Below are 16176 nucleotides of genomic sequence, written 5' to 3'. Positions count from 1 at the left end.
CTCGTCATCTGTTCCCTTCCGACATAGGTAGAGCCGGACAGGATGTAACCCCGAAAGGGAGAAGGAGCCGTCATGGCAAAGATGATCCACAGCATGATCCGGGTGCTGGACGAGGACCGTTCGGTGGCATTCTACGGGACCGCCTTTGGCCTGGAGGTCGCGCAGCGGCTGGATTTCCCGGACTTCACGCTGGTCTACATGTCCAATCCCGAGACCGGCTTCGAGCTGGAGCTGACGGTCAACAAGGGCCGCACCGAGCCCTATGACCTCGGCGACGGCTATGGCCATCTGGCGGTGAGCGTCGAGGATCTGGTGGCCGAGCATGCCCGCTTCGAGGATCTCGGGCTGGCGCCGCGCAAGCTGGTGGATTTCGCGCCTGCCGGCGAGACCGTGGCGCGGTTCTTCTTCGTCGCCGATCCCGACGGCTACCAGATCGAGGTGCTGGAGCGTTCGGGCCGCTTCGCCTGATCCGTCGCAGGCCGGACCCGGCTGCCGCTGCGCCCGGAGGCCCGCGCGGCCGCGGTCCGGCCAGCCTGCAGGGCCCGGCCGGGCGCGCCGTGGCAGGCGGGGCTGCCATGGTCATTTTCCTGCGCCCCCTTCCTATTTGCCGCAGTTTTCTGTATGCGGCCCCCGTCGAACCAAGGAGAAACCCGAAATGGGCTATAAAGTCGTCGTCTGCGGCGCCACGGGCAATGTGGGTCGCGAGATGCTCAATATCCTGGCCGAGCGCCAGTTCCCCGTTGACGAGATTGCCGCGCTGGCCTCGCGCCGGAGCCTCGGCACCGAGGTGAGCTATGGCGACAAGACCCTGAAAACCCAGGATCTGGAGCAGTTCGACTTCACCGGCTGGGACATCGCGCTGTTCGCGATCGGCTCGGACGCGACGAAGGTCTATGCGCCGAAGGCCGCCGCGGCGGGCTGCGTGGTGATCGACAACTCGTCGCTCTACCGCTACGACCCGCTGGTGCCGCTGGTGGTTCCGGAAGTGAACCCCGAAGCGGTCCACGACTACAAGAACAAGAACATCATCGCCAACCCGAACTGCTCGACCGCGCAGATGGTGGTGGCGCTGAAGCCGCTGCATGACCGCGCGAAGATCAAGCGCGTCGTGGTCTCGACCTACCAGTCGGTCTCGGGCTCGGGCAAGGAGGCCATCGACGAGCTGTGGAACCAGACCAAGGGCATGTACGTGCCCGGCCAGGAAGTCGAGCCGTCGGTCTATCCCAAGCAGATCGCCTTCAACGTGATCCCGCATATCGACGTCTTCCTCGAGGACGGGACCACCAAGGAAGAGTGGAAGATGATCGCCGAGACCAAGAAGATCGTCGATCCGTCGATCAAGGTCACGGCCACCTGCGTGCGCGTTCCGGTCTTCGTCGGCCATTCGGAATCGATCAATATCGAGTTCGAGGAATTCCTCGACGAGGACGAGGCCCGCGAGATCCTGCGCGAGGCGCCGGGCATCATGGTCGTCGACAAGCGCGAGGCCGGCGGCTACGTGACGCCGGTCGAATGCGTGGGCGACTATGCCACCTTCATCAGCCGGATCCGCCAGGACTCGACCATCGAGAACGGGCTGAACATCTGGTGCGTCTCGGACAACCTGCGCAAGGGCGCGGCACTGAACGCCGTGCAGATCGCCGAAACGCTGGGCAATCGCGTCCTCAAGAAAGCGTGATGCCAGGGGCTTGGGCCCCGTCCCCTATCGTCAGCCGGGCCGGAGCTTGATAGCCCCGGCCCGGCGTTCTTTTTCAAGGGGATAGATTGTGCGTAACGTCCTTGCGGCAAGTGCATTTCTGGGGGCGGTGCTCGCCGCGGGGGTGGCGGCGGCGTCAGAGGGGGGCTGGAGCTCGGCCCTGTCGGCCTTTGCGGGACGCATGACCTGGGGGGATTACGGCACCATCGCCTATGCGCCTGGCTCGATCGACTGGGCGGAGTCGCGGCTCTACGGGCTTGCCTATTCGCGCGACCGGGCGCTTGGCGGGCACGGGGTCCGCATCGGCTGGGAGGCGCAGCTGGTGGCGCATGAGGGCGTCAGCAACCATGTCGCAGTGAACCTGCCGGCCACGATCCGCTACCGCGCCGCCGATCCGGTCCTGCCCTGGCAGGGCGCGGCCTTCGGGCTGGGGGCGTCTTTCGCCAGCGAGGCGCCGGAGCTGGAGAAAGAGCGCAAGGGGCAGAGCCAGCAGGTGCTGCCCTACTGGTTCATGGAGCTGGAATTCGGCAAGCCCTCCTGGGAGGTGGCGCCTTTCCTGCGCATCCACCACCGCTCGGACGGGTTCATCTTCGCGCCCTTCGACACCGGCTCGAACGCCGTCGTGCTGGGGCTGCGCCACGCGTTCTGATCCTTCGCGGTTCCGGCATTTCCCGGCGGCGCCGGCCGGTCAGCCGGGCCTGTCTGCGGCAAATTGATTAACTAGCATATTAGCAGAGGAGAATCCTTGCCATGGCAGGGACCGGCGGCGAGACTGGCCGCAGGGAACCGAATTTCTGGGAGGAGACCCGGTGCCGAACGAAGCCATCCGCGCCCGCGGGCGCCTGATCGCCCTTGCCATCTGCCTGTCGACCGGAGGGCCCGCCATGGCCGAGCCGCTGAGCCACGAAGCGACGCTGAGCCTCTGGGGCGGCCGTGCTCCGGGCGCGCCCGCGGAGCTGGAGCAGGTGATCGACGAGCGCTCGCAGAGCCTCTACCGCGCCGACCGGGCGCTGACGGGGATCGCCGATCCGAGCCTGACGGTGTTCCTGCCCGAGCATCCCAGCGGCGTGTCGATGATCGTCGCGCCCGGCGGCAGCTACCGCCGGGTGGTGCTCGACAAGGAGGGGATCGAGATCGCCCGGGCGCTGGCGCCCGAGGACATCACCACCTTCCTGCTCAGCTACCGCCTGCCGGGCGAGGGGCACGAGAACGCGACCGGGGCGCCCTTGGCCGATGCGCAGCGCGCGGTCCGGATGGTCCGGCGCAATGCCGCGGAATGGGGGCTCGACCCGGCGAAGATCGGCTTTCTGGGCTTCTCCGCGGCGGGGCATCTCGGCGGCTCGATCGCCACGATGTACGACCGCGAGGTCTATGATCTTGACGATGCAGATGCGGGCGTCTCGGCGCGGCCGGATTTCGTCGCGCTGGTCTATCCGGTGATGACGATGGAAGACGGGCCGGTCCACAAGGGGTCGCGCGAGGCGCTGCTGGGCGAGGCGCCGACCCCCGAAGAGATCGCCGCCTGGTCGCCCGAGCGGCATGTGACGGCCGAGACGCCGCAGACCTTCCTTCTGCATGCCGATGACGACGGCTCGGTCGATGCCGAGAACTCGGTGCGCTTCTACATGGCGCTGCACCGCGCGGGGGTCCCGGCCGAGATGCACATCTTCCGCGATGGCGGGCATGGCTTCGGCATCCGCGGGGCGGGGGAGAAGCCGGTCCTGCAATGGCCCGCGCTGCTCTCGGACTGGCTGGGCGCGATTGGCATGACCGCCGGCATGGCGGAGGAAACGCAATGAGGGGACTGGCGATGGCGCTTCTGGCGGGCGCGGCGACGATGGCGGCGGCGGATGATTTCGAGACGGAGATCGTGGACGAGAAGAACCTGCCGGTCTTCTACCAGGCGCTGAAGGCGCGGCTGAATTTCCCGCTGGGCTATGACGGCGGCGATCCGGCGGAGTGGCACGAGCGCGCGATGGCCGCGGCGGCGCCGCTGATGCTGCCCTACGAGGCCGAGGCGCCCTTCGCCCCCGAGGTGATCGACGAGGAGGACCGCGGCAGCTACACCGCCCGCCGGATCGCCTTCAACATCACCGACGAGAGCCGGGTTTCCGCGATCCTGCTGGTGCCCGCGGGCGAGGGGCCGTTTCCGGCCGCGCTGATGCTGCACGACCACGGCGCGCGCTTCGACATCGGCAAGGAGAAATGGGTCTCCCCCTGGTATGACGGGACCCGCGCCGCCTCGGCGGAGGAATGGGCGGGCAAGTACTTCTCGGGCCGCTATCCGGGCGAGGAGCTGGCGAAGCGCGGCTATGTCGTGCTGGCGACCGACGCGCTCGGCTGGGGCGACCGGGAGGGCAATGGCTACGAGGCGCAGCAGGCGCTGGCGGCGAATCTCTTCAACCTGGGCTCCTCGCTGGCCGGGCTGATGGCGCTGGAGGACATGCGCGCGGCGGAATTCCTGGCGGGGCTGCCCGAGACCGATCCCGACCGGGTCGCGGCGGTCGGCTTCTCGATGGGGGCGTTCCGCGCCTGGCAGGTGGCGGCGCTCTCGCCGCATGTGGCGGCGGCGGTGGCGAATTGCTGGATGGCGACGCTCGACGGGCTGATGGTGCCGGGCAACAACCAGCTCAAGGGCCAGTCGGCCTGGTACATGCTGCATCCCGGGCTGCCGCAGCTGATGGACTATCCCGATGTCGCCGCGCTGGCGGCGCCGAAGCCGATGCTGGTCCATGCCGGGGCGGAAGATCCGCTTTTCCCGCAGGCCTCGGTCGAGGCGGCCTTCGGCCAGATGCACGCGGTCTGGGACGCCTATGGCGCGGATGCGGCCCTGACCACCCGCGTCTGGGAGGGCAAGGGCCACACCTTCACGGCCGACATGCAGGACGCCGCCTTCGACTGGCTCGACGCGGCGCTGGAATGAGGGCGCGGGGGCGGCTCTGCGCCCTCCGCCATCGCATGGCTGCCGTCACAGGGGCCGTTTCCGGGGCAGCTAAATCGCCGAGAATTCCCCGGTGGCCGGTTCGAACTGGCTGAGCTGGCCCGAGGCGATGTCCATGTAGAGCCCGTGCACCGCCAGCAGCTCGTCTTCGACCGCCTTCTGCACGAAGGGGAAGCTCATCAGGTTCTCAAGCGAGACGACCACGGTCTGCTTCTCCATGGCGATGCGGTGGGCATCGCCGTCCTCGACGCCCTTCACCCGCTCGTAGCCGGGGCGCAGCACGTCGAGCCAGCGGCCCAGCATGCTTTCCTTGATGTCGAGCTCGGGGGCATGGCCGCGGCACATCTCGGTGCAGCCCGCGGCGCCGCCGCAGAAGGAATGCCCCATGATGATGAGATTCGACACTTTCAGCGCGGTGACCGCGTATTCGATCGCCGCCGAGGTGCCGTGATGCTGGCCGTCGGGCTCGAAGGGCGGGACCAGGTTGGCGACATTGCGGTGCATGAAGAACTCGCCCGGATGCGCGCCGAAGAGATTCGTCACATGCACCCGGCTGTCGGAGCAGGAGATGACCATCGTGCGCGGGCGCTGGCCCTCTTCGGCCAGGCGGCGGTACCAGGCTTTGTTCTCCTGGTGGTCGGTCGCGCGCCAGCCATGGTACCTTTCGCTCAGATAGGCCGGTAGCTTGCTGATCCGGGCGAGCTGCGGGCTGGGGTCATCCATGTTCGGTCCTCCATAGATATGCGCGGCCAGTAATAACCATGAATAATCCGAGAGTTTAGCGGAAAATCCACGTAGTTTGACGAAGTGCTTCAACCGTTTCTTGAGGCTGGTCGCGCTATCAGGATCGCACGCTGTGGGGGCGTACTTTCTGCGACGGGGTATATCCAGTGTCCGTAATCTCGATGAAATTCGACGAAGCTGTGCGTTTTGATTCCCGCAAGCTTGCCGATCTGTACCGCACAATGGGCGAGATCGGCGCCGAGAACGTCCTGTGCGACACGATGGAGGAGTTGACCATCCAGCTCGTGCGCATCGAGAAGCTCGGGCGCCGCGCGAAGTTCGACGATGTCCGGGAAATCGCCGAGCGCATCGCGCCCAAGGCCGAGCAGATCGGCCTTGCCGGGCTGGGCAATGTCGCCCGGGCGGTGGCCGATTGCGTGCGCAACGGCGACCTGGCGGGCTTTGCCGCCACCCTGGCGCGGCTGTCGCGCATGGGCGACAAGTCGCTGTCCGCGATCTGGGATCCGCAGGGCATGATGCTCTGAGTCCCGGGGCCCGCGGGCCGGAGCCGGGCGCGGCCTGCGCGCCCGGGCGGAGGATTATGCTTGCGGGGCAGGGGCCAGCCGATAGACTGGAGGCCAAGACCCAAGTCCCGTGAGGTTCCTCCTTGCCTGATCTGCCGATGGCTTCCTTTGCCGCCCCGGAAGACGCTGCCCGTCCTCTGCATCTCGTTTCCGCCGAAGACCTGTCCACCTTCGCCGCGACCCTGCCGCCCGGCGCGGCCTCCTGGCTCGAGGCCACGGGGTTCCGCGCCGCGCCTGGCGAGCTCTTGCTCCTGCCGGGCGACGAGGGCGTCGCGGCGGCCGCGCTCGGGCTCGGCCCGGCGGCCCTGGCGGCGCGCAGCCGCTTTGCCGTGGCCCAGGCCGTGCCGCGCCTGCCCGCAGGCGCCTGGCGCATCGCGACCCCGCTCGATCCCGGCGCCCGCGACGAGGCGGCGCTTGGCTGGCTGCTGGCGGGCTATGCCTATTCGCTGAAATCGGGCGCGGAGGCGCCGAAGATGGCGTCGCTGCTGCCGCCCGAGGGGGTGGATGCGGCGCGGATCACGGCGATCGCCCAGGGCGAATGCCTGACGCGCGAGCTGATCAACACGCCGTCGAACCGGATGGGCCCGGCCGAGCTGCAGGCCGCGGCAGAAGCGCTGGCCGCCGAGCATGGAGCCTCGGTCGCGGTGATCGAGGGCGCGGAACTGCTGGAGCGGAACTTCCCGATGATCCATGCGGTCGGGCGCGCCTCGGACCGCAGCCCGCGGCTGATCGACCTGCGCTGGGGCGGGTCCGGCCCCTCGCTGACCCTGGTCGGCAAGGGCATCGTCTTCGACACTGGCGGGCTCAACCTGAAGCCCGGCGCCTCGATGGGGCTGATGAAGAAGGACATGGGCGGCGCGGCCACGGTGCTGGGCCTGGCGCACATGATCATGGCGACCGGCATGGCGCTGCGGCTGCGGGTGCTGCTGCCGGTGGCCGAGAACGCCGTCAGCGGCCCGGCCTTCCGCCCGGGCGACGTGCTCGACTCGCGCGCCGGGCTGACGGTGGAGATCAACAACACCGATGCCGAGGGCCGTCTGGTCCTGGCCGACGCGCTGTCCTATGGCGGCGAGGAGAGCCCGGATCTGATGGTCTCGATGGCAACGCTGACCGGCGCCGCGCGGGTCGCGGTCGGGCCTGATTTGGCGCCGTTCTACAGCAGTTCCGAGACCGCCGCCGCGGCGCTTGCCGCCGCCGGGACCGAGGTGCGCGATCCGGTCTGGCGCATGCCCTTCCACGAGCCCTACGAGGCGATGATCGAGCCGGGGATCGCCGATCTCGACAATGCGCCGAAGGGCGGCTTCGCCGGATCGATCACCGCCGCGCTCTTCCTGCGCCGCTTCGCGGGCGGGGCGAAGGACTATGCCCATTTCGACATCTACGGCTGGCAGCCCTCGGCGGCGCCGGCCCGGCCGATGGGCGGCGCCGGGCAGGGGGCGCGGGCGCTCTTCGCCGCGCTGCCGGAGATCCTGGGACTGGGCGGGCGCGATGCTGTTTAAGAAGAAGAAGTCGCCGGCGGAATACCTGCAGGTCACCGTCCCGGTCGCGGATATCCGCGACAAGCCCGGCGGCGCGCGGCAGCGCCAGCTTCTCTTCGGCGAGCCGGTCAAGATCGTCCGCGACAAGGGCGAGCACATCCAGATCGAGGCCTCGCGCGACGGCTACGAGGGCGTCATGGCACGGGCCGATCTGGGCCCGCTGCTGGGGCAGACCCACCGGATCGTGACGCTGGCGACGCATGTCTATTCCGAACCCGACATCAAGTCGCCCGAGCTGATGACGCTGTCCTTCGGCGCGCTGCTTGACATGGAAGAGGAGAAGAAGCCCTTCCTGCAGCTGACCACCGGGGGATTCGTGCCGCTGTCGCATTGCCGCATGGCCGCGGCCCGCTTCGGCGATCCGGTGGCGGTGGCCGAGATGTTCATCGGCACGCCCTATCTCTGGGGCGGCAATTCGCGGCTGGGGATCGACTGCTCGGGGCTCGTGCAGGCGGCGGCGCTGGCTTGCGGGCTGCACTGCCCGGGCGATAGCGGCGAGCAGATGCAGGAGCTCGGCGTGCCGCTGGCGGAGGATGCGGAGCTGCGCCGCGGCGACCTGCTGTTCTGGAAGGGCCATGTCGCCTGGGTCGGCGGGCCGGACCGGATCGTCCATGCCAATGCCCATCACATGGCGGTCGTCTCCGAGCCGATGGACCGCGCGGTGGAGCGCATCGCCAAGCAGGGCGGCGGCAAGGTTCTGGCGCGGCGGCGGATCAACCTCTTCAAGCAGGACTGAGCCCGGCGCGGTCCGCGGAGCGGGCGGGGTCAGTCCCCGACCGGCCGGATCAGCTTGCGCTCGAGCACGCGCAGCACCTGGCGCAGGTCATGGCCGCGCTTGAGAATCTGCCCGTCCATGGCGGTGACCGAGTACATGCCCTGCCGGCCGCGCAGCTTCGGCTGCTTCTCGATGCGGTAGAGCGGGTGTTCCGCCGTTCGGCGGAAGACGGAGAAGACGGCCCGGTCGCGCAGCGTGCTGATGCCGTAGTCCCGCCATTCGCCCGCAGCGACCATGCGGCCGTAGAGCGTGAGGATGACGGAGAGTTCGTCTCGCTGGAAGGCGACGGCATCTGGGGCTGCCCCGGAAGCCGGGAACGAGGGAGGATGTAGCGTCATTCGAACATCTTGGGGCGGGGGCGGCGGCAAATCAAGCGGCTGTTTTCCGGCGGGCGGGATGCCGCAACGGGCCGGGCGGGGCGGAATGCGGGGCGGCGGCAGCCGGGAGGTTCCGGGCCTGGCGGCCTGCCCCGATGCGATGTCTTGCAGCCCCCACCGCAGCACATCGAGGCAAACCGTCCGCGGCGGAGACCTCTCCGTGCCGCCATGGTCATTCTCGGCTCTGAGGCAGGGTCCGGGCAAGCGGCAAGCGCCGGGGAATTAGCGCAAATGCCGCGGACCGGGGCGGGGGACATCCGCGGTCGGCCCTCCGGGCAGTCTGTCCCGATGGCGCCGGAGCGGAGCTGCGGCGCGGCTCGAGGCGCGGCAGGCGCTGCCTCGAGGCCCAAGCCAGGGCCGGGCGGCGGCTCTAGCAGGGTTCTGAAAAATCCCGTCCGGCGACGGAGTGCAGGGCAAGACTGGAAAATTTGTCCGGAATGCGGCTGTACGTGATCTTCTCCCGGGGATGCTTCAGCCGAATACGGAACAGTTTCCTCCCTGGCGACGCCTCAGAGCAATTTTCAGCACCCTGCTAGTCGAAGCTGCCCTGGCAGAACCAGCCGGGCGAGAGCGCGCCGCCATGGGCGAAGAACAGCCACAGCCGCACGCCGTCGGCCGTCACCACCTCCCAGTAGTCGCGCACGCCGCTGCGCCAGGCGGGATCGTCGAGCCACCATTCCGGCGAGATCCGCTCGGGGCCGCGGGCCTCGGCGGGGATCCAGGCGCGGCGGCGCCAGCGGAACGGGCCCTCGAGCCGCGGCCGCTCGGGCGCCTGCACCGGCTCGGGGCGCCACATCGTCACCGGGCGCGGCGTCGGGGCGGGGGGCCAGGCGGCGGCGGGCTCCGACCAGGCCGCCATCAGCCGCCGGGCGGTCTTCTCGGGGATATGGCTCTCGGCGGGGTGCAGCCGGGTGACCGCCTCGCTGCCGATCCGCGCGCCGAGCCGGGCGATCAGGTCGTCGAGCCCGGGGCCGCGGGCCAGCCGCTCGGCCGCGTCGCGGGCGGCGTCGAGATGGCCGCGCGCCTGGCGGGCCTGCACCGGCTCGGTGACATGCGCCTCGATCCGCAGCCCGTCGATGCCGAATTCCGCCTGGATGCCGTCGAGCTTCAGGAGCAGCAGCGGCCGCATCCGCGCCGGATCGGCCGAGGGGCGGGCCAGGCCGATCTCCACCTCGGCCAGCCCGCCATCAACGCGGAAGGCCTGCAGCCGCAGCCGCCGCGCGCCGCGCCCGGCCTGCTCCAGCCGGGCGCCGAGCGGCGGCAGAAGCCGGTCGATCGCCGCCTCCATGTCCTCGCGCAGCCCGATCGGCTCGGGCAGGGTCAGCCGCGTGGCGAAGACCGGATCGGCGCCGACCGGCGAGACTGGCTCGGGCACGATGCCGAGCGCCTGGTCCAGCCGCAGCCCGACCTCGCGGCCGAAGCGCCGCGCCAGCGCCGCGCGCGGCACCCCGGCGAGGTCGCCGATCCGCGACAGCCCCAGCCGCGCCAGCCCGGCCGCCTCCGCCTCGCCGAGCCGCAGCGCCGCGACCGGCAGATCGGCGATCGCCTGCAGGCTGCCGCCGGAGGGCGCGATCTGCGGCGAGCTCCCGGGGGGCAGGGCGGCCAGGGCGCCGCTGCGCGGATGGCGCCGCGCGGCGCGCGAGCGGGTGGCGCGGGCCTCCTGGTCGATCGCGTCGCCGCTGCGCAGGCTCGCCGGGCGGGTGCCGCCGTAGCGCGCCAGCGCCCAGGCCGCGCCGGGCGTGTCGGCGATCGCCGCGCGCAGGCTCAGCCGCAGGTCCTGCGCCTCGGCGCGGACCTGCTCCATCATGCCGTCCTCGCCGCCGAAGAGATGCGCGCAGCCGGAAATGTCCATCACCAGCCCGTCGGGGGGCAGCTCGCCCACCCAGGGCGAGAACTTCCCCGCCCAGCGGCGCAGCCCGGCCAGGAAGGCGGCCTCGGCCTGCGGGATCTGCGGCCGCGTCACCAGCGCCGGGCACATCGCCATCGCGTCGCGCAGCGGCTGGCCGGGGCGAAGCCCGGCGGCGGAGGCCTCCTCCGACAGGCTGGAGATCACCTGCGCGCCATTCTGGTCGCAGAGCACGACGAGCGGTGCCAGAAGCGTCCCCCGTTCGAGGCGCAGGCACCGCTCCGCCCCCATCCGGGGGAACCAGAGCGAGAGAATCCGTTTGGCGGGCATCAGTGTGGCAGCACGATGTTCTGTTTATGTTCCCATCTAGCGGGAGTCGGAGGGCGGAGTCGAGTCCCCGGGCCGCGCATCCGCCAGAGGCGGGGGCAGAGCGGCCTGCCGGGCTTGTGCGTCGCGCCAATCTCCCTATGACTGTGACGCGAACGACATCGAAGAGGACTGCACTCCATGCGGATGCGCGACACATTCATCAAGCCGATGCACCCGGAGGGGCGCCGCTTCGTCGGCATCTTCGCCGCCGTCACGGTTGTCCTGTTCCTGATCTTCGAGCCGCTGGGATGGATCGGGGTCGGGCTGACGGTCTGGTGCTACTATTTCTTCCGCGATCCCGAGCGGGTGACGCCGGCGCGTCCGGGGCTGATCGTCAGCCCGGCCGACGGGATCGTGTCGCTGATCGAACCGGCCGTGCCCCCGGCCGAGCTGGGCATGGCGGATGTGCCGCTGACCCGCGTCAGCGTCTTCATGAGCGTCTTCAACTGCCACGTGAACCGGATGCCGGTCGCGGGCGAGATCACCGCCGTCGCCTACCGCCCGGGCAAGTTCTTCAACGCCTCGCTCGACAAGGCCAGCAAGGACAACGAGCGCAACAGCCTGGCGATCCGCATGGATGACGGCCGCCAGGTCGCGGTGGTGCAGATCGCCGGCCTGGTGGCGCGGCGCATCGTCTGCTTCGTGGCGGCGGGCGCGCGGCTGGGCACGGGCGAGCGCTTCGGCCTGATCCGCTTCGGCTCGCGGCTCGATGTCTACCTGCCCGAAGGGGTGGAGCCGCTGGTCAGCCTGGGCCAGACCATGGTCGCGGGCGAAACGGTCATCGCGGATCTCGAAAGGAGCTGAGCCATGGCGACCCCGCCGACCCGTCCCCAGAAGGAGCGCCAGGCCTTCTCGCTGATCCTGCTGCTGCCCAACATGCTGACCGTCACCGCGATCTGCGCCGGGCTGACCGCGATCCGCGCGGGCGTCCACGGCAATTACGAGCTGGCGGTGCAGCTGATCATCGTGGCCAGCATCCTCGACGGGCTGGACGGGCGGCTGGCGCGGGCGCTCGGCTCGGCCAGCAAGATCGGGGCGGAGCTCGACTCGCTGGCGGATTTCGTCAATTTCGGGGTGGCGACGCCGCTGACCCTGTATTTCTGGGCACTGCAGGATTTCCGCGGCATCGGCTGGATCGCGGTGCTGGTCTTCTCGATCTGCTGCGTCTTCCGCCTGGCGCGGTTCAATGTCGGCAGCAAGACCGGCGGCGGGCTGGGCGGCGCCTATTTCGAGGGCGTGCCCTCGCCGGCGGGCGCGATGGTGGTGATGCTGCCGCTCTATGTCTCCTTCGCCTTCGCCGACGGGCCGGTGGTGCCGCCGCTGGTGATCAGCCTCCACATGATCGTGATGGGGCTCCTGATGATCTCCTCGCTGCCGACCTGGTCCTTCAAGACCACGCGGATCTCGCGCGGGAACGTGAAATACGTGCTGGTCGGAATGGCCGCCTTCGGCGCCGCGCTGGCGACCTTCGCCTGGCAGATGCTGATCCTGGCGAGCCTGGCCTATATCGCCACGGTGATCTGGGCCTGGGTCAACCGCAAGCGCCTGTCGCGCCGCTGAGCGCGGCCGCGTTCCTGGCGGACGGGACATCCGGGACATGAAAAAAGGCAGGACGGTCGGACCGCCCTGCCTTTTTCCTTTTCCGTCAGGCCTCAGCCTCAGTCGCCGTCCGGCGTCGGTCCCGCGCTCGGCCCCAGCACCTGGGGCTTGTGGTCGGGGCTCGACTCCGGGACGGGCGTCGCCTGGGTGGTGATGATGGTCTCGCGCCGCGAGGACATCTCCGCCATCTCGTGCAGCTTCTCGAACAGCTCGTTCGGCATCTTCAGCTCGCGATGCGGGAAGGGGATCTCGATGCCGTACTTGTCGAAGACCTTCTTGATCTGCTCGGTATAGGCACGGCCGACGCCCCATTGCTGGCCCGGCAGGGTCTTGATCCGCGCGCGGATATTGACCGAGCTGTCGCCCAGCCCGACCACGCCGTGCATCTCCAGGTCGCCCAGGATGAAGCCGCCGAACTCGCCCTTCTTGACGTTCTCGAAGGCCTCGAACATGGCGTCGCGCGCCTTGTCGATATCCGAGCCGTAGCTGATCCCGGCCACTTCGACATGGTAGGAGAAGCGGCGCATGAAGTTCGACACCGTGTCCACCGCCGAGAACGGCACCAGGTGGTAGGTCCCCGAGAGGTCGCGGATGCCGACCGAGCGGATGGTCAGGCTCTCCACCGAGCCCGAGATCCCCGCGACGGTGACGACGTCGCCCTCGTTGATCGCGTTCTCCAGCTGGATGAACACGCCGGTGATGATGTCCTGCACCAGCTTCTGCGCACCGAAACCGATGGCAAGGCCGATGACCCCGGCACCGGCGATGAGCGGCGCGATGTTGATCCCCAGCTCGGCCAGCGCCATCATCCCGGCGAAGACGATCACCGCGATGGTGATGGCGTTGCGCAGGAGGCTCAGCAGCGTCCGCTGCCGCGCCGAGACGGTGCGGTAGGGCGAGGAGCTGGTCAGCCGGTCGTCGATCCAGGCGCTGACCGCGGCCCAGATCAGCAGGCCGATCAGCACGATGACCAGCGCATTGCCCAGCCCCCAGAGCCGGTCGCCCTCGACGAGGTCGTGGAAATCGGCCAGGTTCCAGGCTGCCAGCTCCCAGACGATGGCGACGATGATGCCCGAGAGGCCCGCCAGCACCGACAGCGTCGGCAGGAAGCCGTTGATGCGCTCGATGAAGAGCTGGAGCAGCCGGCCCTTGGCCTTCGGCACGGGCAGCGCCGCATCCCCGGCCTTGGCCAGGATGCGCAGGCAGATCAGCAGCAGGCTCAGTGCGCCGACGCTCCACAGCGTCGCCCGGCCCAGCACTTCCATCATGCTGTAGGGGCGGGTCAGCGCGATCCAGTAGCAGACCAGCACGTAGAGGGTCGCCAGCGGCGGCCAGGCCTTGTTCCAGATGGTCTGGGTGGTGTCGAGCACGACATCGGCGAATTCGTCATCCCCGCCCGGGCTGCCGTGCTTCTCCTCCTCGGCCTTCACCTCGTCGAGCCAGCCCTGGATCGCGTGGTGCATCCTGCGGATCGCGAACAGCGCCATGATCAGGCCGACGGTCAGCAGCACCGAGCGCAGCGAGGAGGCGATGGTGAAATTCGTCCAGACCCGGGCGATCGGCACCACGGCGACCAGCGTGTAGGTCAGCAGGCCGACGACCCGCTTCATGCTGCGGAAGATCGTGGCGTCGATCTCCTGCGGCATCCCCGAGAAGGTGACGTCGCGCGAGTGGTAGGAGACGAAGAGGCTCAGCACCATGGTGAAGACGCCGACCAGCAGGAAGGCGTTCAGGTAGTAGGCCTGCACCACCGCGACCTCGCCGCCGCCGAAGGCCGAGGCCAGCGCGTAGCCCGCGATCCAGGCCAGCACCAGGCCGACGGCGCGCATCACGGACTGCAGCGCCACGGCCACCGCGATGCGGCGGATCGTGCGGGTCTGCGGCGGCCGCACCACGCGGCGCGCGGCGACGCGCAGCAGCCGGTAGATCAGCACGGTGGCGATGATCGTCATGAACAGCCGCGGCGCCTCGGACATGATCCGGGCGCGGCGCGATTCCGACAGCGTCTCGGGGATGGCGGCCAGGCGCTGCACATCGGCCAGCAGCGACATGCTGCGGGTGCGCAGGTCATTGGCGAAATCGGTCATGATCTCGGCCGCCTGCTGGGCCATGCCCTGGAAATTCGGGCGGGTGAGCCCTTCGGAGGCGGCGGCCTCGGCCGTGGCATCGGCTTCGGAGGTGCCGCTGCCGCTGCCGCCGTCGCTTCCCTCGGCGGGGGCGGCCGCGCTGCCATCGGCAGCCGGGGCGGCCGCGGCCAGCGAGTCGATCAGCTTCTTGCGCGCGGTATCGTCCTGCAGCACTTCGAGCAGGGCGCCGAGCTCGTTGCCGGCTGCTGCGGCGGCCTCCGTGGCGGCGTCGCCGGAGGCCGCGGCATCGCCCGAGCTGCTGCCATCTGCATTGCCGCCGTCCCCGGCGCTGGAGGATTCCTGGGCGGAATTTCCGGCGGAAGGGAGCAGCGACTGCGCCGGCACCTGCCCGGCATGCAGGGCGATGAGCAGGATCGGCAGGATCCGCATCAGCACCGCCTTCATGCGCGGGCTCCGGGGCGGGGGTGTCGGAAATGCGGACATCCTGCGTCCGCGGCACGGGCGTCTCGGCATGCGTTGCCGAAGTAAGGGATCATTTCTGCTCTTCTCTCGCGTCAGGCGTCTTGGTTCTGCCGCTCGCTCTGGACGAGGGCCTCGCACGGGAACGCGCCTGCGGCGGAGAGGTTCCGCCCGGCAATGCTCCCCCTCAGGGTCTTGTCCGAAGGCGGTCCGGAGGTGTCAACCGCTGCGGCCGGGAAAAGGCAGATTCCGGCCGATGTCGGCCATGTTTGCGGGAATTGTCGCCCGAAGCGCATCAGTTCCCCGTCATCACCGCCCCGGCCCGCCGGGATGCCCGGCCCCCCGAAGGCCCGCGCCCGCGGCCCAGCAGGCACGGCAGGCTGGTCCAATGGCGCGCGTGGCGGAACATGATGCCAATGTCCCATAAGTTTGCACACCCAAATGATCTGGGGTCGATGGGATTGGCAAATTCACCATGGATTCCAGAGCGTTGAGAATCACCCATAGCGCCGCAAGGCATAAGCATGCACAGGCAGCACATAAGCATGCACGGCGGCGGGCAAAAAAGAGCCGGCGATGCGAGCCCTGGAACGTCTATATCCATATTGGCTAGTCACCTGGAACTAAAGTTTGTATCATTATTCTGCCTGATGCGGGAGGATGTGATGGGTGGCCGTGTTGCTGTTCCAATTGATCTCAGCGACGAGGAACGCTCATTCCTCGAAGCCCAGCTTCGCAGGCACAAGGCGGCCCGATCACTTTCGGACCGCTGCCGCATCGTCCTGCGATGCGCCGAAGGGATGTCCAACAAGGAGATCGCCGCCTCACTCGGCCACAGCCAGCACACGGTGGGCAAATGGCGCCGCCGCTTTGCGGAGCAGAGGCTCGAGGGGCTTTCCGATGAATACCGTGAAGGCCGTCCACGCACGGTTTCGGACGAACAGGTGGCGGAGGTCATCAAGAGGACGCTGGAAAGCACGCCCCGGGACGCGACACACTGGTCGATCCGGTCGATGGCTGCGAAGACCGGGCTGTCGCACGCCACGGTCCGCCGGATCTGGAACGCGTTCGGCCTGCAGCCGCATCGCCGCGAGACCTTCAAGCTCTCCACCGATCCGCTGTTCGTCGACAAGGTCCATGACGTCGTCGCGCTCTACATGTCGCCGCCAACCCGGGCCATCG

The 16176-nt window shown here is 69.1% G+C and carries 15 protein-coding genes; 11 read left to right on the top strand and 4 right to left on the bottom strand.

Annotated features, from left to right (window positions below; all coding sequences use genetic code 11):
* Positions 1-72: 72 nt before the first annotated feature.
* From FGX59_RS29055 to FGX59_RS29035, 5 genes are all read left to right on the top strand, one after another.
* On the top strand, positions 73-468 hold the full coding sequence (locus FGX59_RS29055) for a VOC family protein (RefSeq protein WP_138470962.1): 396 nt from the start codon (positions 73-75) through the stop codon (positions 466-468).
* 187 nt (positions 469-655) lie between these two features.
* Positions 656-1678 carry an aspartate-semialdehyde dehydrogenase gene (locus FGX59_RS29050; RefSeq protein ID WP_138470960.1) on the top strand — a complete coding sequence of 341 codons (1023 nt, stop codon included), beginning with the start codon at positions 656-658 and terminating at the stop codon, positions 1676-1678.
* An 88-nt stretch (positions 1679-1766) separates the two neighbouring features.
* The gene (locus FGX59_RS29045; protein ID WP_138470959.1) at positions 1767-2345 is read left to right on the top strand and encodes a hypothetical protein; all 579 of its coding nucleotides are present in this window, start codon (positions 1767-1769) and stop codon (positions 2343-2345) included.
* A 160-nt stretch (positions 2346-2505) separates the two neighbouring features.
* On the top strand, positions 2506-3495 hold the full coding sequence (locus FGX59_RS29040; protein ID WP_206078463.1) for an alpha/beta hydrolase: 990 nt from the start codon (positions 2506-2508) through the stop codon (positions 3493-3495).
* Positions 3492-4619, top strand: a complete 1128-nt coding sequence (locus tag FGX59_RS29035) for a dienelactone hydrolase family protein (protein WP_138470957.1) — start codon at positions 3492-3494, stop codon at positions 4617-4619. The genes FGX59_RS29040 and FGX59_RS29035 overlap by 4 nt, the downstream gene beginning before the upstream one ends.
* 69 nt (positions 4620-4688) lie before the next feature.
* Here the strand turns inward: FGX59_RS29035 and FGX59_RS29030 are convergent, their stop codons facing one another.
* Positions 4689-5360: a carbonic anhydrase gene (locus FGX59_RS29030; protein ID WP_138470955.1), complete on the bottom strand. Its 672-nt coding sequence runs from the start codon at positions 5358-5360 to the stop codon at positions 4689-4691.
* Positions 5361-5560: 200 nt separating this feature from the next.
* On the opposite strand from FGX59_RS29030, the gene FGX59_RS29025 reads away from it, so the two are divergent.
* From FGX59_RS29025 to FGX59_RS29015, 3 genes are all read left to right on the top strand, one after another.
* A complete protein-coding gene (locus FGX59_RS29025; RefSeq protein ID WP_138470953.1) occupies positions 5561-5905 on the top strand; it encodes a hypothetical protein in 345 nt (114 codons plus the stop codon).
* Positions 5906-6042: 137 nt separating this feature from the next.
* Positions 6043-7443, top strand: a complete 1401-nt coding sequence (locus FGX59_RS29020) for a M17 family metallopeptidase (protein ID WP_138470952.1) — start codon at positions 6043-6045, stop codon at positions 7441-7443.
* Complete coding sequence (locus tag FGX59_RS29015; protein ID WP_138470950.1) at positions 7433-8218, top strand: NlpC/P60 family protein; 786 nt, start codon at positions 7433-7435, stop codon at positions 8216-8218. The genes FGX59_RS29020 and FGX59_RS29015 overlap by 11 nt, the downstream gene beginning before the upstream one ends.
* 29 nt (positions 8219-8247) lie before the next feature.
* Here the strand turns inward: FGX59_RS29015 and FGX59_RS29010 are convergent, their stop codons facing one another.
* Both FGX59_RS29010 and FGX59_RS29005 read right to left on the bottom strand, forming a co-directional pair.
* Positions 8248-8595: a DUF2794 domain-containing protein gene (locus tag FGX59_RS29010; protein ID WP_138470948.1), complete on the bottom strand. Its 348-nt coding sequence runs from the start codon at positions 8593-8595 to the stop codon at positions 8248-8250.
* 571 nt (positions 8596-9166) lie between these two features.
* Positions 9167-10810 carry a DNA polymerase Y family protein gene (locus FGX59_RS29005; protein ID WP_138470946.1) on the bottom strand — a complete coding sequence of 548 codons (1644 nt, stop codon included), beginning with the start codon at positions 10808-10810 and terminating at the stop codon, positions 9167-9169.
* A gap of 177 nt (positions 10811-10987) precedes the next feature.
* Here FGX59_RS29005 and FGX59_RS29000 point away from each other — a divergent pair, with 177 nt between their 5' ends.
* Both FGX59_RS29000 and pssA read left to right on the top strand, forming a co-directional pair.
* Positions 10988-11653, top strand: a complete 666-nt coding sequence (locus FGX59_RS29000; protein ID WP_138470944.1) for a phosphatidylserine decarboxylase — start codon at positions 10988-10990, stop codon at positions 11651-11653.
* 3 nt (positions 11654-11656) lie between these two features.
* Positions 11657-12409: a CDP-diacylglycerol--serine O-phosphatidyltransferase gene (pssA, locus tag FGX59_RS28995; RefSeq protein WP_138470942.1), complete on the top strand. Its 753-nt coding sequence runs from the start codon at positions 11657-11659 to the stop codon at positions 12407-12409.
* 98 nt (positions 12410-12507) lie between these two features.
* Here the strand turns inward: pssA and FGX59_RS28990 are convergent, their stop codons facing one another.
* Positions 12508-14979, bottom strand: a complete 2472-nt coding sequence (locus FGX59_RS28990) for a mechanosensitive ion channel domain-containing protein (RefSeq protein WP_138470939.1) — start codon at positions 14977-14979, stop codon at positions 12508-12510.
* A 680-nt stretch (positions 14980-15659) separates the two neighbouring features.
* On the opposite strand from FGX59_RS28990, the gene FGX59_RS28985 reads away from it, so the two are divergent.
* Positions 15660-16176, top strand: a 517-nt coding sequence (locus tag FGX59_RS28985; protein WP_138470937.1) for an IS630 family transposase, incomplete at its 3' end; no start/stop codon positions are given.

Source organism: Poseidonocella sp. HB161398, assembly GCF_005870025.1.
Classification (GTDB): Bacteria; Pseudomonadota; Alphaproteobacteria; order Rhodobacterales; family Rhodobacteraceae; genus Mangrovicoccus.
This window is presented reverse-complemented; position numbering and strand designations above follow the sequence as displayed.

What these genes read in the sequence shown, in the direction of transcription:
- FGX59_RS29030 (WP_138470955.1), bottom strand. Translation starts at nt 5,360, where the DNA reads ATGGATGACCCCAGCCCGCAGCTCGCCCGGATCAGCAAGCTACCGGCC.
- FGX59_RS29010 (WP_138470948.1), bottom strand. Translation starts at nt 8,595, where the DNA reads ATGACGCTACATCCTCCCTCGTTCCCGGCTTCCGGGGCAGCCCCAGAT.
- FGX59_RS28990 (WP_138470939.1), bottom strand. Translation starts at nt 14,979, where the DNA reads ATGAAGGCGGTGCTGATGCGGATCCTGCCGATCCTGCTCATCGCCCTG.
- FGX59_RS29050 (WP_138470960.1), top strand. Translation starts at nt 656, where the DNA reads ATGGGCTATAAAGTCGTCGTCTGCGGCGCCACGGGCAATGTGGGTCGC.
- FGX59_RS29035 (WP_138470957.1), top strand. Translation starts at nt 3,492, where the DNA reads ATGAGGGGACTGGCGATGGCGCTTCTGGCGGGCGCGGCGACGATGGCG.
- FGX59_RS29000 (WP_138470944.1), top strand. Translation starts at nt 10,988, where the DNA reads ATGCGGATGCGCGACACATTCATCAAGCCGATGCACCCGGAGGGGCGC.
- FGX59_RS29015 (WP_138470950.1), top strand. Translation starts at nt 7,433, where the DNA reads ATGCTGTTTAAGAAGAAGAAGTCGCCGGCGGAATACCTGCAGGTCACC.
- FGX59_RS29005 (WP_138470946.1), bottom strand. Translation starts at nt 10,810, where the DNA reads ATGCCCGCCAAACGGATTCTCTCGCTCTGGTTCCCCCGGATGGGGGCG.
- FGX59_RS29055 (WP_138470962.1), top strand. Translation starts at nt 73, where the DNA reads ATGGCAAAGATGATCCACAGCATGATCCGGGTGCTGGACGAGGACCGT.
- pssA (WP_138470942.1), top strand. Translation starts at nt 11,657, where the DNA reads ATGGCGACCCCGCCGACCCGTCCCCAGAAGGAGCGCCAGGCCTTCTCG.
- FGX59_RS29020 (WP_138470952.1), top strand. Translation starts at nt 6,043, where the DNA reads ATGGCTTCCTTTGCCGCCCCGGAAGACGCTGCCCGTCCTCTGCATCTC.